Source organism: uncultured Methylobacterium sp. (assembly GCF_964244095.1).
Taxonomy (GTDB): Bacteria; Pseudomonadota; Alphaproteobacteria; order Rhizobiales; family Beijerinckiaceae; genus Methylobacterium.
Genome location: NZ_CAXTHR010000092.1, coordinates 1 through 17,127 on the forward strand (window position 1 = coordinate 1; position 17,127 = coordinate 17,127).

A 17,127-nucleotide genomic window follows, 5' to 3' on the forward strand; every position below is an offset into this window, starting at 1 on the left:
CCGACGACGTTGATCCAGATCAGCGCCCAGATCAGCACGTCGACGGAGCGGATCACGTCGAGCCCGCGCCGGACCGCGACGTGCGCGAAGGGGTTCGCCACCACGGTCTTGGCCGCCAGGAACGCCACCGGGAACGCGACCAGCGCCGCGACCAGCGTGCCGAGGAAGGCGATCGCCAGGGTCTCGCCCAGGGCATGGAGGAAGTCGGGCAGGCGCCCGCCCGAGGACGGCGGCAGCATCATGAGCGAGAATTCGCCGAGGCGTCCGAGGCCGTGGACGATGCGGGCGCCGGAGAAATCGAGCCGCACCATCGCGAAGGCGGCGAGCCCGAGGAGGGCGGCCACCGTGCCGACCGCCGCGAGGCGGCCGGCCCACGCGGTCCGGAACGCCTCGGGATGGCGCTGCCGGAGACCCGCGAGATCCACGGCCCGAGCGCGCGGAGGCGGGTTCACCGCGCGCCCTCCAGGCCGATGAGGCGGTGGCGCAGCCGCTCCGTGCCGAGGTCGATCGCCATCACCGTCGCGATGATCATCAGGAGGATCGCGCTCACGTCCGTATCGTAGAAGTTGCGGATCGCCACGAGGAGTTCCTGGCCGATGCCGCCGGCGCCGACGAAGCCCATCACGCCGGCGCCGCGCACGTTGATCTCGAAGCGCAGCAGCCCGTAGGAGGCGAAGTTCGACAGCACCTGCGGCAGCACCGCGAAGCGGATCGTCACGATCCGCGAGGCGCCCGACGCGGTCAGGCCCTCGACGGGTTTCATGTCGATGTTCTCGACGACCTCGGCGAACAGCTTGCCCAGCGCCCCGGCGGTGTGCAGGGCGATGGCCAGCACGCCGACCATCGGCCCGAGGCCGAAGGCGATCACGAAGAGCAGCGCGAACACGATCTCGGGCACGGTGCGGCACACTTCGAGGCAGCGCCGGGCGAGGAAGCACCCGGCCCGCGTGCGCGCGAGGTTCGCGGCCGCGCCGAAGCACAGCAGGAAGGCCGCGACGCCGCCGAGCAGCGTCGCGAGATAGGCCATCAGCAGCGTCTCGCCCAGCAGCGCGGCCCATTTCGGCAGGCCCCAGTACCATTCGGCGACGTCGCCCCGGAGATGGCCGAGGGTGAGGTGCGGCAGGGTCCGGCCGAGATAGGCGGTGACGTTGCCGATGTTGTCGGCCAGCACCAGCGGACGCACCTCGGCCATGAGCCCGGACAGCACCGTCAGGACGAGGACGACGGCGAGCGTCGTCAGCGTCCGCCGCCGCGTCGAGCCGACGGCCTGCGCGTAGGCTTCCGCGAGCACCGCGGCACGGCCGGGGGCCGGCTGGACGATCCGCCCGGCCATCGCGGCGCCCTGGCGCGGCGGCTCAGGACTTGCGGCGCTGCTCGTCGTTGAACTTCAGCATCTCCATGATCGGCTGGTAGTCCTTCAAGGTCACCGGCGTGAGGTCGAGGTCCTTGCCGTCGGACAGGCGGTCGAAGGCGGCCTTGTCGGCTTTCGGGAGGTCGGCGAAGGCTTTGCCGATATTCGCCTTGAGGTCGTCCGGCAGGCTCGCCAGCATCGCGAACGGACCCTCCGGCAGGAACTCCGACTTGAAGATCACCCGGAAGTCGGACTGCCCGATGGCCGACCCGTCGGGCCTCTTCAGCATGCCCTTGGTCGCCATGCGGGTGACCATGGTGTCGGTCTCGGAGTTCCACAGGTTGGCCGCCGCGTCGGCGGTGCCCTGGACGAGGGCGAGCACCGCGTTCTCGTGGCTGCCGGCGTAGACGGTCTTGCCGAAGACCTTGTCGACGTCGTAGCCGGCCTTGTTCAGGAAGAAGCGCGGGGCCTGGTTGCCGGAGGTCGAGTTCGGATCGACCAGGGCGAGGTTCTTGCCCTTGAGATCGGCGATCGACTTATAGGGGCTGTCGGCCCGCACGTAGATCACCGAATAGTAGCCCGAGGCGCCGTTGTTGTGCTTTTGATTGACGATCGGCTCGAGCTTGACGCCGGTCATCGCCGCGCGGGCGAAGGAAGCCGGGCCGTAGAAGGCGATCTGGATGTTGCCGGCGCGCTGGCCCTCGATGACCGCGGCGTAGTCGTTGGCGACGCGCAGCTTCACCGGCACGCCGATCGCCTTGGCGAGGTAGGCGGTGAGCGGCGCGTAGCGGTCGGTCGTGCCCGAGGCGTTCTCCGCCGGGATCACGCCGAGGGTGAGTTCGGGAAACTTCGCCTTCCAGTCCTGCGCGGACGCGGGCGTCGCGAGGAGGGCGAGCGCCGCGAGGGCGCCGGCGAAGGTGCGACGGTCGAGCATGTCGGTCTCCGGGAACGGTTGGTCGAAGGGGGTGGCGGGATCAGGCGACGAGGGCGGCCGCTGCGGCGGCGTGGCGCCGCACGGCCGGCGGCCGGTCCATCACCTCGCCGGCCTCCAGGCCGTAGAGCTGCTGCGCCACGTCCTCGGTGAGGTCGAAGGCGCGCCCGTCGAACACCACCCGGCCGTCGGCGAGGCCGACGAGGCGGTCGCAATAGGCGCGGGCGAGGTCGAGGGAGTGGAGGTTGCACAGCACGGTGATGCCGAGCCGCCTGTTGGCGTCGGCCAGCGCGTCCATCACGAGCTTGGTGTTGCGCGGGTCCAGCGAGGCCACCGGCTCGTCCGCCAGGATGATGTCGGGCTCCTGCACCAGGGCGCGGGCGATGGCGACCCGCTGCTGCTGGCCGCCGGAGAGCTGGTCGGCCCGGTGCGCGGCGAACCCGCCCATGTCGAAGCCTTCGAGCGCCGCCAGCGCCAGGGCGCGATCCTGCGGCGACCACAGCTTCAGGAGCGACCTGTGGCTCGGGACCCGGCTGAGGCGCCCCATCAGCACGTTGGTCAGCACGTCGAGGCGCCCGACGAGGTTGAACTGCTGGAACACCATCGCGCAGCGGGCGCGCCAGCGGCGCAGGTCGCGCCCGCGGAGCGCCGTGACGTCGAGCCCGTCGAACAGAACCCGCCCGGCCGAGGGCTCGGCGAGGCGGTTGAGCATCCGCAGGAAGGTGGACTTGCCGGCGCCCGAGCGCCCGATGATCCCGACGAAGCTGCCCGGCTCGATCCGCAGGGAGACCCGATCGACCGCGTGCCGGGTGCCGTAACGCCGGGTGAGGTCTTCGACGATGAGCATGCGTGCGTCCGCCGCGAGCGATGCCCCGTGTAGACGCCCCGCCCGCGACGATAGGATGACACCCCGGACGCACGCGCCCGTTCAGCCCTCGTGGCGTTCCAGGAACGCCTCGATGGGGAGGTCCCGGAAGTCGGGCAGGGCGCGGCGGAGCCGCTCGTGGTCCCAGTCCCACCACGCGAGCGCCTGCAGGCGCTCGGCGACCGGCTCGGGGAAGCGCCGCCGCAGCGGCCGGGCCGGGTTGCCGACGACGATCGCGTAGGGCGCCACGTCGCGCGTCACGATCGCCCCGGCTCCGACGATGGCGCCCGTCCCGATCGTCCGCCCCGGCAGGACGACGGCGCCGTGCCCGATCCAGACGTCGTGGCCGATGACGACCGGCAGGGCGCGACGCCGCGCGAACAGGGCGGCCTCGTCCTCCTCCTCGGGCCAGTAGGACTTCGCCCGGTAGGTGAAGTGCGCCTGCGAGGCCCGCTCGAAGGGATGGTTGCCGGGATTGATCCGGACCTTGGCGGCGATCGAGCAGAACTTGCCGATCCGCGCGTGGATCGCCTCGCCGTCATCGACGATGTAGGAATAGTCGTCGAGGGTCGTCTCGGTGAGCTTTGTGCGGGCGCCGACCTCGGTGTAGCGCCCGAGCCGGCATCCGGACACCCGCGCCGTCGGATCGATCACCGGCTCGGGCCCGAGTCTTTCGGCCGCCATGCGTGGTCTCCTACGGCGTGAACGGGATGCGGCGCAGGATGCGGAACGGCGCCGCACCGTCCTGGCGCAGGACCGTGACCGCGTCGATCGCCAGGGCGACAGCGGGGCAGGCCTCGGCCAGCCGCGCCCGCCAGAGATCGCGCTGTTCCGCGGGGAGACGGCCCGTCAGGGTCATGTGGAAGCGGAAGGCGTCGAAGACGTGGGGGTAGCCCCAGCGATCGAGCAGCGCCCGCCCGCGCGGGTCGAGCTGCCCGGGATGGCGCCGGTCGCGCTCCGCCGGCGTCAGGGGCGCGCGCAGGGGGTCCAGCGCGGCGACGCACTCGGCCGCGAAGAGACCGAGTCCCGGGGGCGGCGCCTCCGGCACCAGCGCGACGAAGCCGCCGAGGCCCGCGACTTCGAGGCGGCCGACCGATACGCTCCGACGGTGCGCGGCCAGGGCGGCGCACGCCTCTAGGAGATCGCCCTCCGTCGCCCCCGGGGCGAGGCGCATCGGCGCCTTCAGGGTGGCATGGAACCCGTAGATCCGCGCCTCGGCCGTGACAGCGGCGAGTGCGCCCCGCGTAGCCGCCGCCCAGCCCGGCAGGGGCCCGTCGCCGAGGACGCCGGCTCCGAAGCGGCCGAGCGCCGAGGCGGGCTCCGGTGTGTAATAAAGCGCGTACCGCTCCGCCGTATCCAATGCCTTGGCTCTCGAAGTTCTGGCGCCGTACCCGATCCGACGTGATCGGGTACGGCGCCGGGCCGGGTCAACCCCGTCGGATCCCGAACCGATCCCCCACCCGATCCTGTTGGGCGACCGGGCGCCGGCCGGCTCGGCGGTCCGGGCAGCCGGCAGGAGGCTTGCCTGTCGCGGCAGGTGCCGTATTCCGTGTCGGCGCGACGGATGTCAGCCAGAGACCCTGCGCGCACGCGGGTCGCCGATGCGATCGGTGCGGCCGGCTTATAGTAAGAGCGACGGACCGGAGACCGGTGTGAAAGCAGTGATCCTTGCCGGCGGACTCGGCACGCGGCTCTCCGAGGAGACCGTGACCCGGCCCAAGCCGATGGTCGAGATCGGCGGCCAGCCGATCCTCTGGCATATCCTGAAGATGTTCGGTGCTCACGGCGTGAGCGAATTCATCATCTGCCTCGGCTACAAGGGCTACGTCGTCAAGGAGTACTTCCTGAACTACCGGCTCCACCTCAGCGACGTCTCGATCCACGTCGGAAGCGGCGACGTCGCGTTCCATCGCAGCGCCGCCGAGGACTGGAAGGTCTCGCTGGTCGAGACCGGCTCGGACACGATGACCGGCGGCCGGCTCAAGCGGGTGCGCGACTATGTCGGCGACGCGCCGTTCTACATGACCTACGGCGACGGCGTGTCCGACGTGGACCTGACGCAGCTCCGGCGGTTCCACGAGAGCCACGGCGGGCTCGCGACGCTGACGGCGGTGGCGCCCCCCGGCCGCTTCGGGGCACTCGAGACGGAGGGCGACCGCATCCGCAACTTCCGCGAGAAGCCGGCGGGCGACGGCGCGCGGATCAACGGCGGCTTCTTCGTGCTCTCGCCGAAGGTGCTCGACTACGTCGCAGACGACAGCACCGTGTGGGAGAACGAGCCGCTGGAGCAGCTTGCCCGCGAGGGGCAGCTCTCCGCCTTCCGCCATGACGGGTTCTGGCAGGCGATGGACACGCTGCGCGACAAGAACCACCTCGAAGCCCTCTGGGCGGCCAAGCAGGCCCCGTGGAAGACGTGGTGACCACCGCGACGGCCGCGACTGCGCCGGGCGCACGCAACCCCGATCCGGCCTTCTGGGCCGGCCGGCGGGTGCTGGTCACCGGGCACACCGGCTTCAAGGGCGCGTGGCTGACCCTGTGGCTCGCCCGCCTCGGCGCCCGCGTCACCGGCTTCTCGCTGGCGCCCGACACGCAGCCGAACCTGTTCGACCTCGTCGCGCGGGATCGCGCCGACACGCGGCTCGCCGACGTGCGCGACCTCGACGCGCTGAAACGCTGCATGGCCGACACGAAGCCCGAGATCGTCCTGCATCTGGCCGCCCAGGCGCTGGTGCGCCCGTCCTACGCCGATCCGGTCGGGACCTACGCCACCAACGTGATGGGCACCGTGCACCTGCTCGAAGCGGCGCGCGGCTGCACGTCCGTCCAGGCGGTGGTGATCGTCACGAGCGACAAGGCCTACGAGAACCGCGAATGGGTCTGGGCCTATCGCGAGGGCGAGGCGATGGGCGGCCACGACCCCTACAGCAGCTCGAAGGGCTGCGCCGAACTCGTCGCGAGCGCCTACCGGTCCTCGTTCTTCGGCCCCGGCGGCCATCCGGCCCGCATCGGCAGCGCGCGCGCCGGCAACGTCGTCGGCGGCGGCGACTGGTCGCTCGATCGCCTGATCCCCGACATCGTGCGGGCTTTCAGGGAACGCCGCTCCGTCGAGATCCGCTCGCCGCACGCGACGCGGCCGTGGCAGCACGTGCTCGAACCCTTGAGCGGCTACCTCCGCCTCGCCGAGAGCTTGGCCGGCGCCGACGGCGCGGATTTTTCCGAGGGCTGGAACTTCGGGCCCGCCGACGCGGACTGCCAGCCGGTGGCCCGCGTCGTCGACCGGCTCGCCGAGACCTGGGGAATGGGCGCCGCGTGGCACCTCTCCGCGGGGCCGCACCCGCACGAGGCGACCTTCCTGAAGGTCGACGCCTCGAAGGCCCGCGCCCGGCTCGGATGGGACCGACGCCTGCGCCTCGACGAGGCGCTGGCGTGGACGAGCCAATGGTACCGGGCTCAGGGAGAGGGGGCGGCGGCCGCCGACCTCACCCTGGACCAGATCGCGCGCTACGAGGCGCGCGGCTCGGCGGCGTGAACGGGACGCCAGGCCCGGCGGGGCCGGCCGGACGCGCGAAGCTTCGAGGGATCAGCCGATGAACCGCCCCTGCTGCCGCGCCTGCGGCGCCCCGCTCAGCCACACGGTCGCCGATCTCGGTCTCTCGCCGCTGTCGAACGCCTACGTGCCGATGGCCAGGGCGCGCGAGGGCGAGCGGTTCCTGCCGCTCCACGCCTTCGTCTGCGACCAATGCTGGCTGGTGCAGCTCGAAGCGTTCGAGACGCCGGAGAACATCTTCTCCGACTACGCCTACTTCTCCGGCTTCTCCACGAGCTGGCTGGCGCATGCCGAACGCTACGTCGCGGCGATGACCGCGCGGTTCTCCCTCGGACCCGGGAGCAAGGTGGTCGAGGTCGCGAGCAACGACGGCTACCTGCTGCAGTACTTCGTCGGCCGCGGCGTGCCGGTGCTCGGGGTCGAGCCGGCGGCCAACGTCGCCAAGGTCGCGCGCGAGCGCGGCGTGCCGAGCGAGGTCGCGTTCTTCGGGGCCGAGACCGCCCGCCGCCTCGTCGCCGAGGGCCACGCCGCCGACCTCACCGCGGCCAACAACGTGCTCGCCCACGTGCCCGACATCCTCGACTTCGTGGCGGGCTTCCAGGTGATCCTCAAGCCGGAGGGCGCCGGCACCTTCGAGTTCCCGCACCTGCTGCGGATGATCGCGGAGAAGCAGTTCGACACGATCTACCACGAGCACTTCTCCTACCTCTCGCTCGGGGTGGTGTCGGGCCTCCTCGAACGGAACGGCCTGCGGGTGTTCGACGTCGAGGCGCTTCCGACGCACGGCGGCTCGCTGCGGGTGTTCTTCTGCCACCGGGATGCGGCCCATGCCGCGACCCCTGCCGTGGAACGGGTGATCGGCGCGGAGCGCGCCGCCGGCCTCTTCGCGCTGCCGGGCTATGCGCGATTCGCCGAGGACGTCGTCGCCATCAAGTGCGACAGCCTCGACTTCCTCATTGCGCAGCGCCGGGCCGGCAAGAGGGTGTGCGGCTACGGCGCGGCGGCCAAGGGCAACACCTTCCTGAACTATTGCGGGATCGGCCCGGAACTCGTCCGGGCGGTGGCCGACCGCTCGCCGCACAAGCAGGGCACGCTGCTGCCGGGCAGCCGCATCCCGGTGGTCTCGCCGGACGCGATGCTGGCGCTGCGCCCGGACTACGTCCTGATCCTGCCCTGGAACATCAAGGACGAGGTGTTCGAGCAGATGGCGGCGATCCGGGACTGGGGCGGCCGGTTCGTCACCTGCATCCCCGCGCTCGACGTGCGCTGAGCCGATGCGCTTCGAGCCCCTGCCGCTGCCCGGCGCCTTCCGCATCGTGCCGGAGCCGCAGGCGGATGCGCGCGGCTTCTTCGCACGCACCGCCTGCGAGGACACCTTCGCCGCGCGCGGGCTGGTCGCCGGGTTCCGGCAGTCGAGCGTATCGTTCAATCTGCGCCGCGGCACGGTGCGCGGCCTGCACTTCACCGCCGCGCCCCACGCCGAGACCAAGCTCGTGCGCTGCACGCGCGGGGCGATCCTCGACGCGATCGTCGATCTGCGCCCCGGTTCGCCGACCTATAAGCACTGGGTCGGGTGCGAGCTCACCGCCGCCAACCACGCGGCGCTCTACGTCCCGGCGGGCTTCGCGCACGGCTTCCAGACCTTGGCCGACGAGACGGAGGTCCTCTACATGATCGACAAGCCCTACGTCGCGGACGCCGCCCGCGGCGTGCGCTGGGACGATCCGGCCTTCGCGCTGACCTGGCCGGAGCCGGTGACGGTGATCGCCGAGCGCGACCGCGCCTTCCCCGACTGGACCGGACGGGCGGCGCCGTGAAGCGCGTCCTCCTCACCGGCGCGACCGGCTTCGTCGGCGGCCACGCGATCGGTGCGCTCACGGCACGCGGCTACGCGATCCACGCGCTCGGACGCACCGATCCCGGCCATCCGGACGTGACCTTCCACGCGGCCGACCTGCTCGATCCGGGCGCGATGCGCGCGGCGGTCGCGGGCATCCGCGCCAGCCACCTCCTGCACCTGGCTTGGTACGCCGAGCCCGGCCTGTACTGGCGCTCGGCCCTCAACCTCGACTGGGTGAGCGCGAGCCTGTCCCTGGTGCGCGCCTTCCACGAGGCGGGCGGCACCCGCACGGTCGCGGCCGGCACCTGCGCCGAGTACGCCTGGGGACCCGACACCCTGCGCGAGGACGGTGCCTGCGTGCCGGCGACGCTCTACGGCGCCGCCAAGGACGGCCTGCGCCGCGTGCTCGAAGCCTACGCTGCGACCACGGGCCTGTCCTTCGCCTGGGGGCGCCTGTTCTTCCTCTACGGACCGGGCGAGAAGACCGGCCGCCTCGTCGGCGATGCCGTGCGCGCCCTGCAGGCGGGCGAGCGGTTCGCCACGAGCCTGGGGCTGCAGCGCCGGGACTTCCTCCACGTCGCGGACGTGGCCGGGGCCTTCGCCGCGCTGCTGGACGCCGAGGCGAGGGGCGCCGTCAACATCGGCTCAGGGCAGGGGGTGCCGGTGCGCGACATCCTGCTCGGCGTCGCCGCCGTCACCGGCGGGGCCGACCGCATCGATTTCGGCGCGCGCGCCCTGGCCGCCGCCGAGCCGGCCTGCATCGCGGCCGATGCCGGGCGGCTGCGCGACGCGGTCGGCTTCGTGCCGCGCCATACGCTGGCCGAGGGCCTCGCCGACACCGTCGCGTGGTGGGCCGGGCGATCCCCGGGGGCGTCGGCGTGAGGGCGCGTGCGCCGGCGTCGCGGCCGGTCCCGGTCGCCCACGCGGCGCCGCATCGGCGCCACAATCCTGGACGACCTGCCCGGCACGGCCGCGCCCGGCCCCCGGCCAGACGAAGATCGACGTGAATGACCGGTGATCTCACCGACGCGTTCTTCCGCAAGACCGGGAAGGCCGTCGACAAGTGGGAGCAGTATCTCGCGGTCTACGCGCGCGAGTTCGCGCGCTTCCGGGCGCGCGGCGCGCCCGTGGCGCTGCTGGAGGTCGGGGTTCAGAACGGCGGCTCGCTGGAGCTCTGGGCGCAGGTGCTGCCCGCCGGCTCGACGGTCACCGGCCTCGACATCGACCCGAAGGTCGGCGGCCTCGCCTTCGACAGCGACCGCATCCGCGCCTTCGTCGCCGACGCGACCCGGGCCGAGGCCGTCGACGCGGTGCTGGGCGGGCAGTCCTTCGACATCGTCATCGACGACGGGTCGCACCGGTCGAGCGACGTCGTCGCGACCTTCCCGATCCTGTTCCCGCGGGTGCGGCCGGGCGGGCTGTACGTGATCGAGGACCTGCACTGCAGCTACTACGCCTCCCACGGGGGCGGCTTCCGGCGGCCGGACGCGTCGATCGCGTGGCTGAAGGGCCTGATCGACGCGCTCAACGCCGACCACGTCGCCCCGCACGAGGTCGAGCCCGAGGAACTGCGGCGGCTGATGCGGGCCAACCGGGAGGTCGCCGGCATCGGCTTCTACGATTCGCTGGCGGTGATCGAGAAGCTTGCCTTGGAGAAGAACCGGCCCTACCGGCGGCTTCTCAGCGGCGAGCACTCCGAGGTCGTGCCGCTCCGGGACGTCGCCGCCGCGGCGCCGCGAAGCACCCTCGACCCCATGCTGTTCGGCCACGCTGCCGCCCGGGCGCTCGATGCCGAACTGCTCCGTCTCCTCGACGCGGCGCGGGCCCGGGCAGCCGGCCTGGAGGGCGCGCTCGCCCAGGCCGGCCAAGCCGCCGCAGCCGCCGACGAGCGGGCCGCGCGTCACGCCGCCGAGCACGCGGACGGGCAGCGGAGGCAGGCCGAGACCGCGGCGGCGCAGGCGGATGCGTTGGCCGAGGCCGCGGCGCGGGAAGCCGATCTGCGCGCGGCCTTGTCCGCCGAGGCGGCGGCGCACCGCCTCGCGAGCGAGCAGGTCGAACGGCTCGCCGCCGCGCGCGCGCAGGAGACCGCCGCGGCGGAGGATCGGGACAAGATCCTCGCGGCGCTGGCGCGGATGCAGGCCGAGACGGCGGCCGGCCTCGACGGCGGCCTCCGGCAGGTCGTGTCGGAGGTGCGGCTCGCGGAGCGCCGCGCCGCGCCGCGGATCGAGCGCGTCGAAGCCCGGATCGAACGCCTGGGCGGCGCTGTCGAGGCGGCCCGGCAGGCCCTGGCCGCCGACCTCGCGCGGTCCTCGCCCCTGTCGTGGCTGCCGGGCGGGCGGCAGCCGGAGCGGCAGGCGGGCCGGGCGCTTCCCGAGGCCGCCGCGCCGACGGCGGCCGATGCGCCACCGCCCGTCCGGTCCCGCGGCCTGCGCCGGCCGGTCCCGCGCTTCGAGCGCGGACGGGCCCGGCTGGTCGCAAGACTGTTCTCGCCGTCCTGGTACCGGCAGCGATACCCGGACGTCGTGGGGACCGGGGCCGATCCCCTGACGCATTATCTCCGCTTCGGCGCCGCCGAGGCGCGCGACCCGCACCCGCTGTTCGACGGGGCGTGGTACCGCGCGCGCGCCCCGGACCTGGCGCGCTCGGGCCTGAACCCGGTGGTCCACTATCTCACGGTCGGCGCGGCCGAGGGACTCGATCCGCACCCGCTGTTCGACGGGCGCTGGTACCTGTGGCGCTATCCCGACGTGCGCGCCGCCGGGGTCAACCCGCTGCGGCACTACATCGAGCACGGGCTCGCGGACCTGCGCGACCCGCACCCGCTGTTCGACGCCGGCTGGTACCGCGCGCGCCATCCGGAGCTGGGCGAGGCGGGCATCACCCCGCTGGAGCACTTCGTCGCCGCGGGGCCGTGGAGCGGGTTCGATCCGCACCCGCTGTTTGCCAGTTCCTGGTACGCCGGCCGCTATCCCGACGCCGCCGCGACCGCGGTCACGCCGTTCCAGCACTACCTCGACCACGGCGCCGCCGAGGGGCGCGACCCGCATCCGCTGTTCGACGCCGCGTGGTACCTCGCCGACAACCCGGGCGTCGCGGTCGACGGGGGCAACCCGCTGCGCCACTACGTCGAATGCGGCGATGCCGAGGGCCGCGCCCCGCACCCGCTGTTCGACGCCGCGTGGTATGCCGCCGCGAACCCGGACGTGCGGGCGAGCGGCCGCAACACCCTGGCGCATTACCTCACTGAGGGCGCCGCCGGTACCAGCGACCCGAACCGGCTGTTCTCGGGCCGCTGGTACCGGGCGCAGAACCCCGACGTCGCCGAGGCCGGCCTCAACCCGCTGATGCACTTCGTGCAGGACGGCGCCGCCGAGGACCGCGACCCGCACCCGCTGTTCGACCTGTCGGCCCACCCCCAGCCCGCCGGCACCGGGGCGGCGTGGGAGCGCCTCGCGCATCACCTGCACGGGACGCTGCCGGCCGATGCCGGGGCGATCCGCGCGGCGGGCGTGTTCGCCGACGACTGGTACGCCCGGCAGGCGCCGGCCGGGCCGGAAGTGGGCGACCCGGTGCTGCACTACCTCACGGTCGGGGCGGCGCTCGGCCTGTCGCCGCATCCGCTGTTCGACGCGGCGTGGTACCGCGCGCGCCATCCCGACATCGGTGCGCAGGAACCCCTGCTCCACTACGCCCGGATCGGCGCCGAGGAAGGCCGCCGCCCCGGCCCGCTGGTCGAGCCCGGCTGGTTCCTCGGCCGCCGCGGCCATCCCGGGGACGCGGACCTGAACCCGCTCGCCTTCCATCTCCGGCACGGGAGCGGCGCGGCGCGCACGACCACGCCGCTGTTCGATCCGGACTGGTACGCCGCGCAGAACCCGGCGGTGGCGGCCTCGGGCGCCGACCCGCTCAGTCATTACGCCGTGATCGGGATGGCCGCCGGGCTCGCGCCCAACCCGCTGTTCGAGCCCGCGTGGTACCGGACGCGTCACGCGGCGCTGATGCCGCCCGGCTTCGGCGCGTTCCGGCACTTCACCGCGCTCGGGTCGCGGCAGGACCTCGATCCGGGCCCGTCCTTCGAGACCGGCTGGTACCGGACCGCCTACCCCGCCGCCGCGGCGACCGGGCTCGAACCCCTGGCCCACTTCCTCGCGCACGGCCGGGCCGAGGGGCGCCGCCCCCACACCGACAACGCCGACACGCGCGTCGCCGTCATCGCGCACGTCTACTATCCGGAACTGATCGCGCAGATCAAAAGCCACCTGCGGTCGATCGAATCGCCCTTCGACCTCTACGTCACGCTCCCCGAGACAGCCCACGAGAGCGTCAGGAGCCGTCTCCGGCGCCTGCACCCGGACACGGTGCTGATCCCCGTCACCGATCGCGGCTTCGACATCGCGCCGTTCTTCGCGGCCCTGGAACGGGTCCGCGCGCGCGGCCGGACCTACGACGCCGTGTGCAAGATCCACACGAAGAAGGGCCGCACCGAACCCGCGACCTGGCGCCACCTGCTCCTGAACGCGGTGCTCGGCGGCAGGCCCCTCGTCGGCCGGATCATCCGGAGCTTTTCCAAGGACCCGACGCTCGCCCTCGTCGGCGCGCGGGACTTCTACCTCGACGGGGAAACGTTCAGTCGTGACAACCGCGCGGCGGTCGAGCGTCTCTACGGGGATCTCTATCCGCACGGCCCGCGCCCGCGGCGGTGGGGCTTCTTTGCCGGGACGATGTTCTGGTTCCGGCCCGGTCTTTTCGATCGGCTGGGAGAGCTGCTCGGGGACCGGTACGACTTCGAGGTGTCCGCGGCGAACGACGGCCTGATCGCACACGGCGTCGAACGGATGTTCGGCCTGATCGCGGCGGCCGAATCCGCCCGCGTGGGCCTCGTCGAGTTCACGCCGGACGGCGGCGCTCGATGGGACAACCACGTCCAGGACGCCGGCCGGTGGACGAACGAGGAACCGCCGCACCGCTTCCTCGCGCGCACGGCCGAGGCCCTTCGCGGCCGGCTCCCGTCCGAGCCGGACAGGACCTTGCAGGCCCTGCGGCGGTGGAGGCCGGAGGCGGCCCGGTCGCCGGGCGTCCGCCTCGTGGCGCCCGTGCAGGCGCTGAACGGCATCGGCGCGAGCGCGCGCGGCTACCTCCGCTGCCTTCGGGCGAGCGGAGCGCGGACGCGTGCGTTCAACTGGACCCGCGGTTTCGAGCGCGTGCGACAGATCGCGGTGGATGGCCCGCCGGACGGCGACGAGCCGATCCAGATCACGCACCTCAACCTGGACCTGCTGCTCGCCATCTCCGTCGCCGACCCGGCGGCCTTCGACGACCTGGTGCGGGGCTCCCGCTACAACATCGTGATCCCCTATTTCGAGCTGGTGTCGCTGAAGCCAGAATGGCTGCTGGTGCTTACCCGCTTCGACGAGGTCTGGTGCGCGAGCACCTTCCTGGAGCGGGCGATCGACGCGGCCTCGACCGTGCGCACGCGGGTGGTGCGCCCGACGATCCTGCCGGAGATCGCGAGGGCCGGCGCCTACGGCCGTGCCCATTTCGGCCTGCCCGAAGGTCGCTTCGCCTTCGGCTACTTCGCCGACGCCGGCAGCATCCTCGACCGCAAGAACCCGCTCGCGCTGGTCGAGGCCTACGTCGCCGAGTTCGCGGCGTCCGACGGCGCCTGCTGCTTCGTCAAGGTCCATTACGGCCGCCACGACCACCCGACGATCGCGCGCATCCTGGCGATCGCGGGGACGCGCCCCGACGTGGTCTTCTCGGAGGCGCTCTACGCCGACGACGAGATGGAGGCGCTGGTCGGCCTGCTCGACGCCTACGTCTCGCCCCACCGCTCGGAGGGCCTCGGCCTGACGATCGTCGAGGCGATGAACGCCGGCACCCCGGTGATCGCCACGAACTACGGCGGCGCGATCGACATGCTCGACTCCGAAGCCAGTCTGCCGGTGCCCTACCGCCTGGCGGAGGTCGGCGCGGGGAACGCGCCCTACCCGGCGAACTACACCTGGGCCGACCCGGACCCGGACGCGCTGCGCGCGGCGATGCGCGCACTGTTCGACGATCGGGACCGCGCCCGGCGGATCGGCGCGGCCGGACGGACCCGCGTGGCGGCCCTGTTCGGACCCGACGCCACGACGGCGGCCGCCCGCGCGGCGCTGGACGACATCTGGCAGGCGGCGACCGCCGCCGCCGAGGCAGGAGGCCCGGCGTGACGCCCCCCCCCGACACTACCCGGATCAGCCTCCTGGTCCCCGTCTACGACACGCCCGCGGACGTGCTGGAGGCGACCATCCGCTCGGTGCTGACGCAGACCTCGCCCGACTGGGAACTCTGCCTCTACGACGACGCCTCGCCGCACCCCGACGTGCGCGACGTGCTCGGCGACTATCGCGGCACGGATGCGCGCATCAAGGTCATCCACGGTCGCGAGAACCTGCACATCGCCCGCGCCACCAACGCGGCCGCCGAGTTCGCCACGGGACAGTTCGTCGGCTTCCTCGACCACGACGACGTGCTGGCGCCCCACGCGGTCGCGACGATGCTGGCGGCCATCGCCGCCAACCCGGACGCCGACCTGTTCTACTCCGACGAGGACAAGCTGGAGCCGGACGGCACGCGCAGCGAATCGTACTTCAAGCCGGACTGGTCGCCGGAGCACCTCCAGTCGGTGATGTACGTCCTGCACCTGACCGTGATGCGCAAGCGCCTGTTCTTCGCGGTGGGCGGCCTGCGCCACGCCTACACGGGTGCCCAGGACTACGACCTCGCGCTGCGCGCCACCGCGGCGGCGCGGCGGGTCGTGCACGTGCCGGGCGTGCTCTACCACTGGCGCAAGATCCCGGGCTCGGCGGCGGCGGTGGTCGACGCCAAGCCGCAGGCGCTGGTCAACGCGCGGGCCGCGCTGGCCGACTTCGTCCGCGGGCAGGACCCGGCGGCGCGGGTCGAGGACGGGCTGTTCCAGGGCAGCTTCCGGGTGGTCTGGCCGGTGGCCGCCGAGCGGCGCGTCACCCTGCTGATCCTCACCAGGGGTACCGAGCGGATCGTGCCGGGACGCGGCGAGATCCTGCTGTTGCGCAATGCCGTCGACAGCATCCGCACCCGGTCGACCTGGACGAACTACGAGATCGTGGTGGTCGATTCCGGTGACATGCCGGCGGCGATCCGGGCGGAGATGGCGGCGAAGGGCGTGCGGATCGAACCCTATCGCATCACGCAGCCCTTCAACTTCCCGCGCCTGATGAACTTTGGGCTCTCGTGCGTGCGCACCGAGGACGTGATCCTGCTCAACGACGACATCGAGGTGATCAGTCCCGACTGGATCGAGGCGCTGCTCGGCTTCACCGGCCGGCCCGGGATCGGTGCCGTCGGCGCCCGCCTGCTCTATCCCGACGGCCGCGTGCAGCATCAGGGCGTGGTGCTGGGCGTGCTCGGCCGCTCCACGCACATCTTCCATCATCTGCGCGACGGCGAGATCGGCTACAACGGCTACACCCACCTGATCCGCAACTACTCCGCCGTGACGGCGGCGGTGCTGGCCACGCGCATGAGCCTCGTGCGCGAAATCGGCGGCTTCGACGAAGAAATGGCCATCGACTACAACGACATCGACTTCTGCCTGCGGCTCGGCCGAGCCGGCTACCGCATCGTCTACACGCCGTTTGCCAAGCTCACCCATTTCGAGGGCTCGTCCCTGCCCCGCGCGGCCGCGAGCGTCCCCGACGAGGCCGCTTTCACGATGCGCTGGGCCGACGTGATCACGGCCGATCCGTTCTACAACGCGCACCTTCCGCGGGACCGGAGCGACTGCCGGCCGACCGAATGGTCGTGACCGGTCGCACCCTCACCCGAACGCCCCGACCTCGTGCTGGATCATGCCCGAGATCTCGCGCACCTGGGCGAACATCCTTCGGATCGGCTGGAACAGGCCGGTGTGCTCGGCCTCGTAGGTGCCCACATCCCGCGGGCCCGCGGGCTCGCCGAAGTTGAGGCCGAGCGTCGGGTCGGGGGTGACGGGGAAGATCTCGTCGAGCAGCGTGAGGCAGCCGTCGATGTCCAGCCGCAGGAACCGCTCCAGCAACTGTTCGCGGCTGACCCCCGCCTGGGGCCGGAAGCCGGGGATGTGCACGGCCGTGAACCAGATCTTGTGGATCAGGGCGAGGCGGATCGCGTGCAGCAGCGTGAGCCGCACCGACATCTTCTTCAGGTCGGGCGCCGCGCTCTGCAGGCTCAGCCAGTCGCAGGTCAGCCGCCCGAACAGGCGGCGCAGGGCCGGCGCGAGGTCGAGCCGGTCGAGCGCGCCTGCGATGACGATGAGCTCGTCGCGCCGGCCGTCCTTCCGGGTGCGGCGGGCGCGCTCCAGCCACACGGCGGGGTCCAGCGTGTCGATGTAGGCGCGCAGCACGTCGAGGTCGCCGACCGAGGCCGCGTGCTGCACCAGCCGGAAGGCGCGGGAGAAGCGCACCGAGTCGCGGCGCATGTCGCGGAACAGGTCGGGCGCGCGGCCCGCCGCCCGTCCGAGGCCGTGCAGGGAATTGGCGAGGTAGCCGAGCTGGTGCAGGATCGCGTTGTTGGGGATCGCCCGCATCTGGCGCGGGTG

13 protein-coding genes and 1 pseudogene are annotated in these 17,127 nt (G+C 72.6%); 7 read left to right on the top strand and 7 right to left on the bottom strand.

Annotation, left to right across the window (positions count from 1 at the left end):
• The 6 genes from ACFE86_RS14605 to ACFE86_RS14630 form a co-directional block, all read right to left on the bottom strand.
• Positions 1-452, bottom strand: a 452-nt coding sequence (locus tag ACFE86_RS14605; RefSeq protein ID WP_375456054.1) for a PhnE/PtxC family ABC transporter permease, incomplete at its 3' end; no start/stop codon positions are given.
• Positions 449-1,333 (bottom strand): phosphonate ABC transporter, permease protein PhnE, encoded by an 885-nt coding sequence (gene phnE / locus ACFE86_RS14610; protein ID WP_375456055.1) that lies wholly within the window; start codon positions 1,331-1,333, stop codon positions 449-451. The genes ACFE86_RS14605 and phnE, both read right to left, overlap by 4 nt.
• Positions 1,334-1,355: 22 nt before the next feature.
• A complete protein-coding gene (phnD, locus tag ACFE86_RS14615; RefSeq protein ID WP_375456056.1) occupies positions 1,356-2,285 on the bottom strand; it encodes a phosphonate ABC transporter substrate-binding protein in 930 nt (309 codons plus the stop codon).
• A 40-nt stretch (positions 2,286-2,325) separates the two neighbouring features.
• Positions 2,326-3,129 (bottom strand): phosphonate ABC transporter ATP-binding protein, encoded by an 804-nt coding sequence (gene phnC / locus ACFE86_RS14620; RefSeq protein ID WP_375456057.1) that lies wholly within the window; start codon positions 3,127-3,129, stop codon positions 2,326-2,328.
• A gap of 81 nt (positions 3,130-3,210) precedes the next feature.
• On the bottom strand, positions 3,211-3,831 hold the full coding sequence (locus ACFE86_RS14625) for a chloramphenicol acetyltransferase (protein ID WP_375456058.1): 621 nt from the start codon (positions 3,829-3,831) through the stop codon (positions 3,211-3,213).
• A gap of 10 nt (positions 3,832-3,841) precedes the next feature.
• Entirely contained in the window at positions 3,842-4,507 is a 666-nt protein-coding gene (locus ACFE86_RS14630; protein ID WP_375456059.1) for a DUF1045 domain-containing protein, read from the bottom strand.
• 292 nt (positions 4,508-4,799) lie between these two features.
• Between ACFE86_RS14630 and rfbF the strand changes: the two genes are divergently transcribed.
• The 7 genes from rfbF (at position 4,800) to ACFE86_RS14665 (ending at position 16,359) form a co-directional block, all read left to right on the top strand.
• Positions 4,800-5,567, top strand: a complete 768-nt coding sequence (gene rfbF / locus ACFE86_RS14635; RefSeq protein ID WP_375456060.1) for a glucose-1-phosphate cytidylyltransferase — start codon at positions 4,800-4,802, stop codon at positions 5,565-5,567.
• Positions 5,564-6,676 (top strand): CDP-glucose 4,6-dehydratase, encoded by a 1,113-nt coding sequence (gene rfbG, locus ACFE86_RS14640; protein WP_375456061.1) that lies wholly within the window; start codon positions 5,564-5,566, stop codon positions 6,674-6,676. The genes rfbF and rfbG overlap by 4 nt, the downstream gene beginning before the upstream one ends.
• A gap of 58 nt (positions 6,677-6,734) precedes the next feature.
• Positions 6,735-7,964 (top strand): methyltransferase domain-containing protein, encoded by a 1,230-nt coding sequence (locus ACFE86_RS14645; RefSeq protein ID WP_375456062.1) that lies wholly within the window; start codon positions 6,735-6,737, stop codon positions 7,962-7,964.
• A gap of 4 nt (positions 7,965-7,968) precedes the next feature.
• Positions 7,969-8,511 (top strand): dTDP-4-dehydrorhamnose 3,5-epimerase family protein, encoded by a 543-nt coding sequence (locus tag ACFE86_RS14650; protein ID WP_375456063.1) that lies wholly within the window; start codon positions 7,969-7,971, stop codon positions 8,509-8,511.
• Positions 8,508-9,416: an NAD-dependent epimerase/dehydratase family protein gene (locus tag ACFE86_RS14655; protein WP_375456064.1), complete on the top strand. Its 909-nt coding sequence runs from the start codon at positions 8,508-8,510 to the stop codon at positions 9,414-9,416. Before ACFE86_RS14650 ends, ACFE86_RS14655 begins: the two co-directional genes overlap by 4 nt.
• A gap of 125 nt (positions 9,417-9,541) precedes the next feature.
• On the top strand, positions 9,542-14,743 hold the full coding sequence (locus tag ACFE86_RS14660; protein ID WP_375456065.1) for a rhamnan synthesis F family protein: 5,202 nt from the start codon (positions 9,542-9,544) through the stop codon (positions 14,741-14,743).
• The gene (locus tag ACFE86_RS14665) at positions 14,740-16,359 is read left to right on the top strand and encodes a glycosyltransferase (RefSeq protein ID WP_375456066.1); all 1,620 of its coding nucleotides are present in this window, start codon (positions 14,740-14,742) and stop codon (positions 16,357-16,359) included. The genes ACFE86_RS14660 and ACFE86_RS14665 overlap by 4 nt, the downstream gene beginning before the upstream one ends.
• A gap of 12 nt (positions 16,360-16,371) precedes the next feature.
• Here the strand turns inward: ACFE86_RS14665 and ACFE86_RS14670 are convergent.
• Positions 16,372-17,127 (bottom strand): annotated as a pseudogene (locus tag ACFE86_RS14670) (phosphoenolpyruvate carboxylase); the annotation flags it as partial.

Bases quoted from the DNA above. Each gene is read 5' to 3' on its own strand.
- ACFE86_RS14650 (WP_375456063.1), top strand. From the start codon at position 7,969: ATGCGCTTCGAGCCCCTGCCGCTGCCCGGCGCCTTCCGCATCGTGCCG.
- phnE (WP_375456055.1), bottom strand. From the start codon at position 1,333: ATGGCCGGGCGGATCGTCCAGCCGGCCCCCGGCCGTGCCGCGGTGCTC.
- ACFE86_RS14645 (WP_375456062.1), top strand. From the start codon at position 6,735: ATGAACCGCCCCTGCTGCCGCGCCTGCGGCGCCCCGCTCAGCCACACG.
- ACFE86_RS14625 (WP_375456058.1), bottom strand. From the start codon at position 3,831: ATGGCGGCCGAAAGACTCGGGCCCGAGCCGGTGATCGATCCGACGGCG.
- ACFE86_RS14660 (WP_375456065.1), top strand. From the start codon at position 9,542: ATGACCGGTGATCTCACCGACGCGTTCTTCCGCAAGACCGGGAAGGCC.
- phnC (WP_375456057.1), bottom strand. From the start codon at position 3,129: ATGCTCATCGTCGAAGACCTCACCCGGCGTTACGGCACCCGGCACGCG.
- phnD (WP_375456056.1), bottom strand. From the start codon at position 2,285: ATGCTCGACCGTCGCACCTTCGCCGGCGCCCTCGCGGCGCTCGCCCTC.